The 1,358-nt window shown below is 41.0% G+C and carries 1 protein-coding gene; it reads right to left on the bottom strand.

What is annotated here, in order from left to right; all coding sequences use genetic code 11:
• On the bottom strand, positions 1 to 1,358 hold a 1,358-nt coding region (locus tag B0A81_RS14330), incomplete at both ends, for a beta strand repeat-containing protein (RefSeq protein WP_394364159.1).

Raw genomic sequence — 1,358 nt, 5'->3', positions numbered from 1 at the left:
CCTTGTGGTCCTGTTGCTCCTGTATCTCCTTTTACTCCTGCAGTTCCTGTTGCGCCAGTTGCACCTTTTGGACCTGTTAAGTTAGAAGTGGTAAAAGTTGTACCATCAGTATACGTAATTGTAAAAGTTCCGTTTCCGTTATCAACTGTAGTTGTAATTCCTTTTCCGTTATTTCCTGTTGCTCCTGTATCTCCTTTAGGTCCTACAATTCCTTGTGGTCCTGCATCTCCTGTAGGTCCTGCAATTCCTTGTGGTCCTGTTGCGCCTGTATCTCCTTTTACTCCTGCAGTTCCTGTTGCGCCAGTTGCACCTTTTGGACCTGTTAAGTTAGAAGTGGTAAAAGTTGTACCATCAGTATACGTAATTGTAAAAGTTCCGTTTCCGTTATCAACTGTAGTTGTAATTCCTTTTCCGTTATTTCCTGTTGCTCCTGTATCTCCTTTAGGTCCTGCAATTCCTTGTGGTCCTGTTGCGCCTGTATCTCCTTTTACTCCTGCAGTTCCTGTTGCGCCAGTTGCACCTTTTGGTCCTGTTAAATTAGAAGTTGTAAAAGTTGTACCGTCAGTATACGTAATTGTAAAAGTTCCGTTTCCGTTATCAACTGTAGTTGTAATTCCTTTTCCGCTATTTCCTGTTGCTCCTGTATCTCCTTTAGGTCCTTGTGGTCCTGTTGCTCCTGTATCTCCTTTTACTCCAGCCGTTCCTGTTGCACCAGTTGCACCTTTTGGTCCTGTTAAGTTAGAAGTCGTAAAAGTTGATCCATCAGTATACGTAATTGTAAACGTTCCGTTTCCATTATCAACTGTAGTTGTGATTTCTTTTCCAGCAATTCCTTGTGGACCTTGCGCTCCAGTATCTCCTTTTGGTCCTTTTGGTCCTGTTAAGTTAGAAGTGGTAAAAGTTGATCCATCAGTATAAGTAATTGTAAATGTTCCGTTTCCATTATCAACTGTAGTTGTGATTCCTTTTCCGTTATTACCTGTTGCTCCTTGAGCTCCAGTTTCTCCTTTTGGTCCTGTTAAATTAGAAGTCGTAAAAGTTGATCCATCAGTATACGTAATTGTAAACGTTCCGTTTCCATTATCAACTGTAGTTGTGATTCCTTTTCCATTATTTCCTGTTGCTCCTTGAGCTCCAGTTTCTCCTTTTGGTCCTTGTGCTCCTGTTAAGTTAGAAGTGGTAAAAGTTGATCCATCAGTATACGTAATTGTAAACGTTCCGTTTCCATTATCAACTGTAGTTGTGATTCCTTTTCCAGCAATTCCTTGTGGACCTTGCGCTCCAGTATCTCCTTTTATAGCCGCTAAATAATCTGTAATAGTTGCGGTTGTATTATTGGTTGTTTCCTTCCAAACTTC

This window comes from Flavobacterium plurextorum (genome assembly GCF_002217395.1).
Taxonomy (GTDB): domain Bacteria; phylum Bacteroidota; class Bacteroidia; order Flavobacteriales; family Flavobacteriaceae; genus Flavobacterium; species Flavobacterium plurextorum.
This window is presented reverse-complemented; position numbering and strand designations above follow the sequence as displayed.